The organism is Pseudomonas sp. 05L36 (assembly GCF_056398125.1).
The window spans coordinates 1-12037 of sequence record NZ_JBFTOU010000025.1; the positions used below are offsets into that span (position 1 = coordinate 1).

A 12037-nucleotide genomic window follows, 5' to 3' on the forward strand; every position below is an offset into this window, starting at 1 on the left:
ACAGCGTTACACGCTGCTGTCAACACCTCTTTTTCAACTCCCTTTTGGCTTCGATGACCTGAAGCAACCTGCTGCCGAAAACTGCATAACTCATTGTTTACCAAGGAGTTTTCCGTTTCGACTGCGCCGGAAGTGGGGCGAATTATAGACATCTATAATCTTCCGTCAAGCACTGATTCGGGTTTTCTATCAACAACCTGCAAATCGCCCCAAAGGACGCCTATATAGAAGGACCAGAACGCCCCTCTATATAGAAGAGCTTCCTCATAGGCAGCCACAGCCCATGCCATAGCCAAATAACAAAAAAGCACCCAAGGTGCTTTTTTGTTATCGCTGTCAGCTGAACGAAGTCGCCACCCTGGCCCGCGCCATGTGCAGCTTCTTGTAACTGTCGATCAGGCGAAGGTGCCTGTCGAGCCCTTCCAGTTTCATGCTCGTCGGCGTCAGACCATAGAAACGTACGCTGCCGTCTACGGATCCTATCGCCGCGTCCATCCGCTCGTTACCGAACATCCGGCGGAAGTTGACCTCGTAGTCGCCCAGTTCCAGATCATCGTCCAGCTGCATTTCCAGCACGACGTTCACGGCTTGATAAAACAAGCCGCGTTCGACGGTGTTGTCGTTGTATTGCAAGAAAGCTTCCACCAGATCCTTGGCCTGATCAAACTTCTGCAAGGCGAGATAAATCAGCAGCCTCAGCTCCAGGATCGTCAACTTGCCCCAAGGCGTGTTGTCGTCGAACTCGATGCCGATCAAGGTGGTGATGTCGGTGTAATCATCCAGTTCGCTGTTTTCCAGCCCCTTGGCCAGCGTTCTAAGGCCGACTTTGCTCAGGCTGTGCAGGTTCAGGATGTCAGCGCGGAACTGCAGCGCCTTGTTGGTGTTATCCCAGATCAAATCTTCTACCGGATAAATTTCCGAGTAATCCGGCACCAGAATGCGGCAGGCCTTGGCACCGATGTGCTCATAGACCGCCATGTACACTTCTTTGCCCATGTCTTCGAGAATGCCGAACAAGGTCGCTGCCTCTTCGGTATTGGAGTTTTCGCCTTGACCGGAGAAATCCCACTCAACGAATTCGAAATCCGGCTTGGCACTGAAGAAGCGCCACGAGACCACACCGCTGGAATCGATAAAGTGCTCGACGAAGTTGTTCGGCTCAGTCACCGCCTGGCCTTCGAAGGTCGGCTGAGGCAGATCGTTCAAGCCTTCAAAACTGCGGCCTTGCAGCAACTCCGTCAGGCTGCGCTCCAACGCCACTTCCAGGCTTGGGTGCGCACCGAACGAGGCAAACACGCCACCGGTACGCGGGTTCATCAAGGTCACACACATCACCGGGAACTCCCCGCCCAGCGACGCATCCTTCACCAACACCGGGAAGCCCTGCTCTTCCAGACCCTGGATACCGGCCAGAATGCCCGGGTATTTCGCCAGCACTTCCTGCGGCACATCCGGCAAGGCCATTTCGCCTTCGAGGATTTCGCGCTTGACCGCGCGCTCGAAGATCTCCGACAGGCACTGCACCTGGGCTTCGGCCAGCGTGTTGCCAGCGCTCATGCCATTGCTCAGGAACAGGTTTTCGATCAGGTTGGACGGGAAGTACACCACCTCATTGTCCGACTGGCGCACAAACGGCAGTGAACAAATGCCGCGCTGGGTGTTGCCAGAGTTGGTGTCGTACAGATGCGAGCCACGCAACTCGCCATCCCGGTCGTAAATCTTCAGGCAGTACTCGTCGAGGATGTCAGTCGGCAGTTCGTCCTTCGGGCCAGGCTTGAACCAGCGCTCGTCCGGGTAATGCACAAACGCCGCGCTGGCGATGTCCTCGCCCCAGAACTGATCGTTGTAGAAGAAGTTGCAGTTGAGCCGTTCGATAAACTCGCCCAACGCCGATGCCAGCGCACCTTCCTTGGTCGCGCCTTTGCCGTTGGTAAAACACATTGGCGAGTGCGCATCGCGGATGTGCAGCGACCACACATTGGGAACGATATTGCGCCACGAAGCGATTTCAATCTTCATGCCCAGGTCGGCCAGGATGCCCGACATGTTGGCGATGGTTTGCTCCAGCGGCAGGTCCTTGCCCACAATGTAGGTGCCCGCTTCGCCAGTCGAATGCGGCATCAGCAACGCCTGGGCATCGGCGTCGAGGTTTTCGACCTCTTCAATCACGAACTCGGGCCCGGTTTGCACCACCTTCTTTACCGTACAACGGTCGATGGAGCGCAAGATCCCCTGACGGTCCTTGGCGGAGATGTCCGCCGGCAATTCGACCTGAATCTTGAAAATCTGGTTGTAGCGATTTTCCGGATCAACAATGTTGTTCTGCGACAGGCGGATATTTTCGGTGGGGATATTGCGAGTCTCGCAATACAACTTCACGAAGTACGCCGCACACAACGCCGACGAAGCCAGGAAGTAATCGAACGGCCCCGGCGCCGAGCCATCGCCTTTGTAGCGAATGGGTTGATCGGCAATCACCGTGAAGTCGTCGAACTTGGCCTCAAGTCGAAGGTTGTCGAGAAAGTTGACCTTGATTTCCATGCGTGCTTACCAGAATAACGAGCTAAACGATTTGGCCGCCATTATCCGGTTTTTCAGCACAGACCGTTAACTTTCCACTATTTTTCGACCAACACCACCCCACGCTCCTCAAGCAAACGCACAAACATCGTCAGGCTCTGCGACACCGTCCCCCTGCGCCAAACCAGCCAGGTGCGCAGATAACGGAACGACTCCGACAACGGCCAGACGCTGACCGTCGTGCATCCAGGCATGCTTTCGAGCATGCTGCGAGGCATCAGCGCCAGGCCGGCACCGGCGCTGACGCAGGCCAGCATGCCGTGATAGGACTCCATTTCGAAAATCTTGCCGGGCACCGCCGCACCATTGGCGAACCAGCTTTCGAAATGATGGCGATAGGAGCAGTTGGAGCGGAAGGCATAGATGTTTTCGCCATTCACATCCTTGGCCCGATGAATCGGCTCATGGTTGAGCGGTGCGATCAGGACCATTTCCTCTTCGAAAGCAGGCACGCCCTCCAGTGCCGGATGCAACACCGGACCATCGACAAATGCCGCGGCCAGCCGCCCTGACAGCACCCCATCGATCATGGTCCCGGAGGGGCCGGTGGACAGGTCCAGTTCGACCTTGGCGTGTTTCTGGTTATAGGCGGCCAATAGCTCTGGAATACGTACCGCCGCAGTACTTTCCAGCGAGCCCAGGGCGAAGGCTCCCTGCGGTTCTTCACCTGCCACGGTGGCGCGCGCCTCCTGAACCAGGTCGAGAATACGTCGAGCGTAATCCAGAAAGCTCCAGCCGGCCGGCGACAGGCGCAGGCGACTCTTCTCGCGGATAAACAGATCCACCCCCAGGTCCAGCTCAAGCTGCTTGATTCTGGTCGTGAGATTCGATGGCACCCGGTGGATATGCTGGGCGGCCACGCTGATGCTGCCGTGCTCGGCGACAGCCTTGAAGATTTCGAGCTGAACCAGATCCAATTCATTCTCCAAACGTGAACGTTATACTCAGTATTATTCAGTTTCCAGAAAACATATAGCCCCATAACCTGAGCACATTCCTACCTCGCAGGACGGTGCCATGACCCACGTATCCAGCCTTACCCATGCCATTTCGATCAACCCGACCACGGGCGAGCAGATCGGCCATTACCCTTTCGAATCCGATTCGGCATTACAGGCCGCGCTGACGCGGGCCACTACCGGGTTTCGCGCCTGGCGCCGCAAACCGGTTGAGCAGCGCGCACAGCTTTTGATCAACCTCGGCCTGGCCTTGCGCAACAATGCCGAGGCCATGGCGAACATGATCACCCTGGAAATGGGTAAGCCGATTGCCCAGGCCCGCGGTGAAATTGAAAAATGTGCGCAGCTCTGCCAGTGGTACGCCGAACACGGTCCCGCCATGCTGAGCTCAGAAACGACCCTGGTTGAAGGCGACAAGGCACGCATTGAATATCGCCCGCTCGGCCCGATTCTCGCCGTCATGCCGTGGAACTTCCCCATCTGGCAAGTCCTGCGCGGCGCGGTCCCCACGTTGCTCGCCGGCAACACCTACGTGCTCAAGCACGCGCCAAACGTCATGGGCAGCGCCTACCTGCTGCTGGAAGCCGTCAAGCAAGCGGACTTTCCTGAAGGCGTTTTCGAGGTCATCAACGTCACCCCGGAGGGTGTATCCAGGGCGATCGCCGATCCACGTATCGCGGCTGTCACCCTCACCGGCAGCGTCCGTGCAGGCATGGCCATCGGCGCTCAGGCTGGAGCGGCACTGAAGAAATGTGTATTGGAACTGGGCGGCTCCGACCCGTTTATCGTGCTCGACGACGCAGACCTCGACGAGGCGGTGAAAGCCGCGGTGATCGGGCGCTTTCAAAACACCGGACAAGTCTGCGCCGCCGCCAAACGCCTGATTGTCGAGCAAGGCATCGTCGAGGAATTTACCCGCAAGTTCGTCGAGGCCACCCAGCAGCTGGTCGTCGGTGATCCACTCGCCACCAACACTTACATCGGCCCGATGGCTCGCTTCGATCTGCGCGACGAACTGGATCAACAGGTTCGCGACACACTGGAAGAAGGCGCGACGCTGCTGCTGGGTGGAAAGAAGGCTGAAGGCCCCGGCAATTACTATGAGCCTACGGTACTCGGCGACGTGACCGATCAGATGACATCATTCAAACAGGAGTTGTTTGGCCCTGTGGCCTCAATCATCACGGCCCGAGACGCAGCCCATGCGCTGGAACTGGCCAATGACAGCGAGTTCGGCCTCACCGCCACCCTCTACACGCGCAATGTCGAACTCGCCCGGCAGATGGCCGGCGAACTTGAAACCGGTGGCGTGTTCATCAACGGCTATAGCGCCAGCGATCCGCGTGTCAGTTTTGGTGGCGTGAAGAAGAGTGGCTTTGGCCGTGAGCTCTCGCACTTCGGGGTGCGCGAATTCTGTAATGCACAGACGGTTTGGCTGGATCGGCGCTAAGGACAGCGCAAAAACCTTGATACTGGAATGAAAAAACGGGCGCCTTATCGGCGCCCGTTTTTTTTGCTCAAAAGATTGGTGACACAGGCGAGGTTCTGCCCACCAGCTCCCTGCGTGCCGCCTTGCTCTGATATGTTTTTTTTCATTAAGTTGATTTATGAATTATTTTATGTCATTCATACCCTCGTGAATCATCGGGACAGTCCACCTTGCCAGACCGGACGGCAGCCCCCCTACCACCCAAACGCCCCATCCAAGGAGTCAACAATATGTACAAGACAGAACTTCTAGGCGCTCTGGCACTGTGCGTCGCAAGCTTGCTGGCACACGCCGACGACGACAGCCTGCGTATCGGTATCGAAGCCGCCTACCCGCCCTTCTCCTTCAAGACGCCAGAGGGCAACGTCAGTGGTTTCGATTACGACATTGGCAACGCGCTGTGCGAAGAGATGAAGGTCAAATGCGAGTGGGTCATCCAGGAATTCGACGGCATGATCCCGTCGCTGAAAGTGCGCAAGATCGATGCTGTGCTGTCGTCGATGTCGATCACTGAAGACCGTATGAAGTCGGTCGACTTCAGCAAAAAGTACTACCACACGCCGGGCAAGTTCGCGATGAAGGCCGGTAGCGTGATCAACGACCCGCTGGTCGATCTCAAAGGCAAGAAACTCGGCGTGCAACGCTCCTCGACCTATGACCGTTTCGCCACCGAGCAGCTTGAGAAAGCCGGCGCCCTGGTGGTGCGCTACTCCTCGCAAAATGAAGCCTTCCTCGATCTGGCAGCGGGTCGCCTGGACGCCACGCTTGCAGACATCGTCAACACCGATGAAAGCTTTATCAAAACACCATTGGGTAAGGGTTTCGCACTGGCAGGGCCGGACATCAACGACCCGAAATACTTCGGCAGAGGCGCCGGGATCGCGGTGCGTAAAGGCGACAGCGCGAACGTTGCACGCCTGAGTGCAGCGATTGATGCGATCCGCGCCAATGGCAAGTACCAGCAAGTGATGGGCAAGTACTTCGCCTTCGATATCTACGGCGAATAAGCCTTCATCCGAAACCTTGGCGCCGGCCCCATGCGGGCGCCGCTTTTGGCTTGTCTCGTGCGCCTCCCGGCGCTCGCTTGAGGAACTTCATCATGCTCCACGGCTACGGATCGAGCATTCTCGATGGCGCCTGGCTGACCATTAATCTGGCCCTGACCTCCATGACCATGGCCATTTCCCTGGGACTGATCGGCGCGGCCTTTCGTTTGTCGCCGTTCAAATGGCTGGCGGTGCTGGGCGAAGGTTATACAACCCTGATTCGCGGTATTCCTGACCTGGTGCTGATCCTGCTGATCTTCTATGGCGGCCAGGATCTGATGAACCGCATTGCCCTCGCACTCGGTTACACCCGGTACATCGACATCAACCCCTTCATCGCCGGTGTCTGCACCATGGGCTTCATATTCGGTGCGTATCTCTCGGAGACCTTTCGTGGCGCCTTCATGGCGATCCCTAAAGGTCAGGCAGAGGCCGGCGCGGCTTATGGCATGAGTGGCGCTCAGGTGTTCTGGCGGATTCTGGTGCCGCAGATGATTCGTTTCGCCATTCCCGGGTTCACCAACAACTGGTTGGTACTGACCAAATCCACCGCGCTGATCTCGGTGATCGGTTTGCAGGACATGATGTTCAAAGCCAAAAACGCAGCGGACGCCACCCATGAGCCGTTCACGTTTTTCCTCGCGGTTGCCACTCTCTACTTGATGCTGACCAGCGTGTCATTGCTGGTGCTGCGCTATCTGGAAAAACACTACTCGGTCGGCATCAAAGCCGCCGAACTGTGACTGGGAGCCCCCCCCATGATTCTCGACTACAACCTGATATGGGAAAACCTGCCGCTGTATTTCAACGGCGCATTGGTGACCCTGAAAGTGCTGCTGATTTCCCTGGCCGTTGGCCTGGTGCTTGCGGTTCCGATAGCGCTGATGCGCGTTTCCCGATCACCACTGATCAACTTCCCGGCCTGGCTCTACACCTACGTGATTCGCGGCACCCCGATGCTGGTGCAATTGTTCCTGATCTACTACGGGTTGGCGCAGTTCGAAGCGGTACGCCAAAGCGCGTTCTGGCCATATCTGTCCAGCGCAACCTTTTGTGCCTGCCTGGCTTTCGCAATCAATACCAGCGCCTATAGCGCGGAACTCCTGGCCGGCAGTTTGAAGGCCACGGCCCACGGCGAGATCGAAGCCGCCAAAGCCATGGGCATGTCGCGCCTGACCTTGTACCGCCGCATCCTCCTGCCGTCGGCCTTGCGCCGGGCACTGCCGCAGTACAGCAACGAAGTGCTGATGATGCTGCAGACCACCAGCCTGGCGTCCATCGTCACGTTGGTGGATATCACCGGAGCCGCGCGAACCGTCAGTTCGCGCTTCTACCTGCCGTTCGAAGCATTCATCACCGCCGGTCTCATCTACCTGGCCCTGACCTTCATCCTGGTTCGCCTGTTCAAGCTGGCCGAGCGCCGCTGGCTGGCCTATCTGGCACCACGCAAGCACTAAGGAGCGTTATGAAGCACATTCAATACCTTTTGCCGTGGAGTGCCTCGGGCACAGAACGAAAGCTGTCGCTGTTTCGTTTTGGCAGCGGGCCGTGCAAGGCCTACATCCAGGCTTCCCTGCATGCCGACGAACTGCCGGGGATGCGCGTCGCCGTCGAGCTCAAGCGCCGTCTGCTGGAACTGGAAGAGCAAGGCCTGTTGAACGGGGTGATCGAACTGGTGCCGATGGCCAATCCGATTGGTATCGCACAGATGTTCCAGGCCACCCATCAGGGGCGCTTTGAATTCTCCAGCGGGAAGAACTTCAATCGCGACTTCCCGGAGCTCGCCGAAGCCGTGGCGCAGCATTTGGAAGGTCAACTGGGCGACGATGCCAATGCCAACATCGCGCTGATCCGCCGCGCCATGGGCGATGCCCTCACCAACATGCCGGCACCGACATCGGAACTCGATGGCTTGCGGCGCCTGTTGATGCAGCATGCTTGTGATGCCGATGTGGTGCTGGACCTGCACTGCGACTTCGAGTCGATCATGCTGCTGTATGCCATGCCGCAAAACTGGTCACGCTTGCGCTCATTGGCCGCCCGCCTCGGCGCCGGCGTGGCCCTGCTCGCCGAGGCTGCGGGAGGCAACGCCTTCGATGAAGCCTGCGCAATCCCCTGGCTGCACCTGGCCGAGCGCTTTCCTGAAGCCAATATTCCGCTGGCGTGCGTGGCCACCACGATTGAATTGCGCGGCATGGCCGACACCGAACGCGAGCAATGCGTCGACAGTGCCCAGGCCATTCTCGGCTATCTCGCCGAGCAAGACCTGATCAGCGGCGACTGGCCTGCAGCGCCACCGAGCCGTTGTGAGGCGACACCGTTCGCCGGTGCGCAGTACGCCTATGCGCCGCATCCGGGGGTGGTGAGTTATCTGCAACCGTTGGGGGCCCACGTCAAGGTCGGCGATCCGCTCTTCGAAGTGATCGATCCGCTGACCGATCAGCACAGCGTGGTGCACGCCAGCACCGACGGCATCCTGTATGCCCGTGAACGCCTGCGCTTTGCCCAGCCTGGTTTGTGGTTGGCCAAAGTGGCCGGCAATACCCCTATTCGCCAAGGCCGTTTGCTCAGCGACTGATTCCAGAGAGTTGAAACCATGTACAAACTTGAAATTCAGGATCTTCACAAAAGCTACGGCGCCCACGAAGTGCTCAAGGGCGTGTCCCTGGAAGCGAAAGCCGGTGACGTCATCAGCATTATCGGCTCCAGTGGATCTGGTAAAAGCACCTTCCTGCGTTGCATCAACCTGCTGGAGCAGCCCAACGCTGGCAACATCGTGCTCAATGGCGAACAGCTCAAACTGGTGACCAACAAACTCGGCGGGCTCAAGGCTGCCGAACCCAGGCAGCTGCAACGCATGCGTTCGCGGCTATCGATGGTGTTTCAGCACTTCAACCTCTGGTCGCACATGACTGCCCTTGAAAACGTCATGGAAGCTCCGGTGCATGTGCTGGGCATGAACAAGCAAGAAGCCCGAGAAAAAGCCGAACACTACCTGAACAAAGTCGGCGTGGCACACCGCATGGACGCCTGGCCGGCGCATATGTCCGGTGGTGAGCAGCAGCGCGTGGCGATTGCCCGCGCACTGGCCATGGAACCTGAAGTGATGCTGTTCGATGAACCGACTTCGGCACTCGACCCCGAGCTGGTCGGCGAAGTACTTAAAGTCATGCAGGATCTCGCACTCGAAGGACGCACCATGGTGGTCGTGACCCACGAAATGGGGTTTGCCCGCGAGGTTTCCAATCAACTGGTGTTTCTGCACAAGGGGCGGGTCGAAGAGCGCGGCAATCCGCGTGAAGTGCTGGTCAATCCACAGTCCGAGCGTCTCCAGCAATTTCTGTCCGGCAGCTTGAAATAATCATACACTCCAGCCAACTTATGCCCCCGCCCCAGCCCCATCTCCAACCCTCAGGAACTGCAGAGCCGGACATGCCGACCCCCACGAAAAACACCACGGTCTATGCCGCGCCGGTGATGCGCAAACTGACGGAAATCGTTACCGATTTACCGCCATCACTGCGCAAAGTGGCGGATTTCATCCTGCGTCACCCGCTAAGGGCTGCGACGCTGACTATCGAAGAAATGGCTCATGAAACATCCACCTCGCCAGCCGCGGTCAATCGTTTGGCCAAGGCTCTGAACCTGGGTGGCTACACCGGCATGAAGGCCGAGCTGGTGGCGACTTTGCAGCAGATGGTGTCGCCGGTCGACAAGCTTCGTAATGAACTGGCGCATCGACCGGGTGGCGCATTTGGCCTGCATGAGCAAATCCAGAGCGCCACCAGCAACCTCGCCACGGCGGCGACCAACAACCATGAAGATGCCTTTGAAGCGTTCGTCACCCGCCTGACCGAGGCGCGTAAAATCTACATCCTCGGCTTTGGCAACAGCGTCTACTTCGCAGGCCTGGCCGCCTCGACCCTGATGCCCTTCTGTGCGGACGCCACCGCCATCAGCATGGAAGGCGGCAACGAAAACGCCGCTTACCGCCTGGCCGCAATCACCGATCAGGATGTATTGCTGGCGATTTCCCTGCCGCGCTATTCCCTCGACACCCTGCAACTCGCGCGTTTTGCCAATGAGCGCGGCGCCTCGGTGCTGGCAATCACCGACTCACCTGCCTCGCCTCTCACCAGCATTGCTGAACACGTGCTATTTGCCCCCGCCGACCATCCGGTCATGACCAGCTCCAACATCGCCGTGCTCGCCTTGATCGAAGGATTGGTGGCGGGTGTGATGGCCCGCAATAAAGAAGCCGTCAAGTTGGCGACAGAGCTGACCGAAAGCGTGATGTCTTACCTGCATATTCCTTCCAGCAGTAAATCGCCGAAAAAGTGATATTTCTTGGGGGGGGGCGCCCCCACAGCACTGCGTACTCCTTGATGCCATGGTGCCCGCACGACTACGCGCCTGGCGCCAACATGCTGAAATCGGGAACAGGCGGGGTTAGAGCGAGCGTAAAAAGCCGGATCAGGCGCCGGCCACGGGGTAAGATTTGCAGCAATTGCTGCGGTGTGATGCTCATGTCTGCATCGCTTCGAATGTAGATCGTCCTGAATAAAAACGACTGGCCACCGACTTATCGACAGCGCATGGCTTAGCTTATAGAATCGTGCGCCGAAAAAAATAAAACTTTCTTGATTCGCAGGTAGCGCATGACACCCTCCGTTAGCGAAACAAAGAATCTGGACATCGAAGTATTGCGTGCCTATGCCATCGCTATTACTTTCGTTGCCCATCTGGGTCTTTTAAATCCGGATTGGTTTAAATGGACTACCTATTTCTGGCTGGGTGGAGGGGTAGATTTATTCTTCTGCATTTCCGGATTCCTTATAACGACATCATTGATAAAAGCTTCGAACCAGCAAGATCAGTTCCTGCGTTTTGCCGGATCTTTTTGGACAAGGCGGTTGTTTCGATTGTGGCCCGCCGCGATTTTCTGGTCGACCATAACGTTGGCAATTTCATTTGCCTTTGACGTCTCCAGGACATTTGGCTCACAAGAGAACATGGTAAACTCTTGGACATTCGGCATGTTGAATATCCAAAATATATACATCTGGTACACTGAAAATTCAAACAGCGCAACTCCACTATGGCACTACTGGAGCTTGTCGCTAGAAGAACAGTTCTATGTAATTCTCCCCATCATTTTGTTCTTCACCCCTAATCGCAAATTATTGATCATCCCTTTTCTTGCAGTGGCAATTTACCATTCCACACAGATACGTCCGTGGGGTACATTGCTTTGGTTTATTCGAAGCGACGCATTGCTTTACGGCACCCTCATCGCGCTGGCCTGGCATTACTACCCACAGCGGATATCAAGTATTTTCTCTACCAAGAACAAAAAAACATTACAACTTGCATTATTGATTTGTATTCCCTTACCCATCATCACAGCAAAAATCGGCTGGTCCCCCTATTTCATGGGATTTGTCGCAATCACTTCAAGCCTGGTTGTGCTCCTGTGTTCGGGAAATCTAAACCTTACGGGCTCAAATGGCCGCCTCCGAAAGATCGCCATTCACATCGGATCGCGCTCTTACTCCATTTATCTTGTTCACAACCCTATATTTGCAATTGTAAGAGAAATATGCCTTCAATCAGGGTATACGGATCTCACACTTGAAACCGATAAAATATTTGCCGTCCTCATCGCACTAGTACTAACTGGAGTGATTGCAGAGTTTTCCTACCAATTTGTGGAAACTCCACTTAGAAGTTACGGGTCGCAGCTTTCGAAAGCAAAATTCAAGCGGGTGATGCTGGCCAACTAATGCTTTTGGAGCAGCCGTCCTGATCAGCGAAACTGATTCAACGCGACGCGGTATTTTTTCAAAGATCTCGAGTCGCTGACTGCCAAGGATGTCAGCCGAACACTCAAAAATAAAAAGGGGGCGGGACGGAGTGATCCCCCCCTGGCTCCCCATCTTCTTTTTCATACTTCTTGAAAGCTT

The 12037-nt window shown here is 56.6% G+C and carries 10 protein-coding genes; 8 read left to right on the forward strand and 2 right to left on the reverse strand.

What is annotated here, in order from left to right:
* Positions 1–336: 336 nt before the first annotated feature.
* Both AC1DKH_RS23410 and ptrR read right to left on the reverse strand, forming a co-directional pair.
* Positions 337–2541, reverse strand: coding sequence for an OsmC domain/YcaO domain-containing protein (locus AC1DKH_RS23410; RefSeq protein ID WP_477799434.1), 2205 nt, complete (start codon positions 2539–2541; stop codon positions 337–339).
* Positions 2542–2618: 77 nt separating this feature from the next.
* On the reverse strand, positions 2619–3497 hold the full coding sequence (gene ptrR / locus AC1DKH_RS23415; RefSeq protein WP_008047600.1) for a putrescine utilization regulator PtrR: 879 nt from the start codon (positions 3495–3497) through the stop codon (positions 2619–2621).
* 100 nt (positions 3498–3597) lie between these two features.
* Here ptrR and AC1DKH_RS23420 point away from each other — a divergent pair, with 100 nt between their 5' ends.
* From AC1DKH_RS23420 to AC1DKH_RS23455, 8 genes are all read left to right on the forward strand, one after another.
* Positions 3598–4989, forward strand: coding sequence for an aldehyde dehydrogenase family protein (locus AC1DKH_RS23420; RefSeq protein WP_477799435.1), 1392 nt, complete (start codon positions 3598–3600; stop codon positions 4987–4989).
* Positions 4990–5258: 269 nt separating this feature from the next.
* Positions 5259–6035, forward strand: a complete 777-nt coding sequence (locus tag AC1DKH_RS23425; RefSeq protein WP_477756741.1) for an ABC transporter substrate-binding protein — start codon at positions 5259–5261, stop codon at positions 6033–6035.
* A 92-nt stretch (positions 6036–6127) separates the two neighbouring features.
* Positions 6128–6817 (forward strand): ABC transporter permease, encoded by a 690-nt coding sequence (locus AC1DKH_RS23430; protein WP_477799436.1) that lies wholly within the window; start codon positions 6128–6130, stop codon positions 6815–6817.
* A gap of 15 nt (positions 6818–6832) precedes the next feature.
* On the forward strand, positions 6833–7531 hold the full coding sequence (locus AC1DKH_RS23435) for an ABC transporter permease (protein WP_477756739.1): 699 nt from the start codon (positions 6833–6835) through the stop codon (positions 7529–7531).
* A gap of 8 nt (positions 7532–7539) precedes the next feature.
* Positions 7540–8652, forward strand: a complete 1113-nt coding sequence (locus tag AC1DKH_RS23440; protein ID WP_477799437.1) for a succinylglutamate desuccinylase/aspartoacylase family protein — start codon at positions 7540–7542, stop codon at positions 8650–8652.
* An 18-nt stretch (positions 8653–8670) separates the two neighbouring features.
* Positions 8671–9435, forward strand: coding sequence for an ABC transporter ATP-binding protein (locus AC1DKH_RS23445; protein WP_477757033.1), 765 nt, complete (start codon positions 8671–8673; stop codon positions 9433–9435).
* Positions 9436–9506: 71 nt separating this feature from the next.
* Entirely contained in the window at positions 9507–10415 is a 909-nt protein-coding gene (locus AC1DKH_RS23450) for a MurR/RpiR family transcriptional regulator (RefSeq protein WP_477760618.1), read from the forward strand.
* Positions 10416–10732: 317 nt separating this feature from the next.
* Positions 10733–11857 (forward strand): acyltransferase family protein, encoded by a 1125-nt coding sequence (locus AC1DKH_RS23455; RefSeq protein ID WP_477760617.1) that lies wholly within the window; start codon positions 10733–10735, stop codon positions 11855–11857.
* Positions 11858–12037 lie beyond the last annotated feature (180 nt).

Coding starts and splice junctions, on each gene's coding strand:
- AC1DKH_RS23410 (WP_477799434.1), bottom strand. CDS start 2,541: ATGGAAATCAAGGTCAACTTTCTCGACAACCTTCGACTTGAGGCCAAG.
- AC1DKH_RS23420 (WP_477799435.1), top strand. CDS start 3,598: ATGACCCACGTATCCAGCCTTACCCATGCCATTTCGATCAACCCGACC.
- AC1DKH_RS23425 (WP_477756741.1), top strand. CDS start 5,259: ATGTACAAGACAGAACTTCTAGGCGCTCTGGCACTGTGCGTCGCAAGC.
- AC1DKH_RS23430 (WP_477799436.1), top strand. CDS start 6,128: ATGCTCCACGGCTACGGATCGAGCATTCTCGATGGCGCCTGGCTGACC.
- AC1DKH_RS23435 (WP_477756739.1), top strand. CDS start 6,833: ATGATTCTCGACTACAACCTGATATGGGAAAACCTGCCGCTGTATTTC.
- AC1DKH_RS23440 (WP_477799437.1), top strand. CDS start 7,540: ATGAAGCACATTCAATACCTTTTGCCGTGGAGTGCCTCGGGCACAGAA.
- AC1DKH_RS23445 (WP_477757033.1), top strand. CDS start 8,671: ATGTACAAACTTGAAATTCAGGATCTTCACAAAAGCTACGGCGCCCAC.
- AC1DKH_RS23450 (WP_477760618.1), top strand. CDS start 9,507: ATGCCGACCCCCACGAAAAACACCACGGTCTATGCCGCGCCGGTGATG.
- AC1DKH_RS23455 (WP_477760617.1), top strand. CDS start 10,733: ATGACACCCTCCGTTAGCGAAACAAAGAATCTGGACATCGAAGTATTG.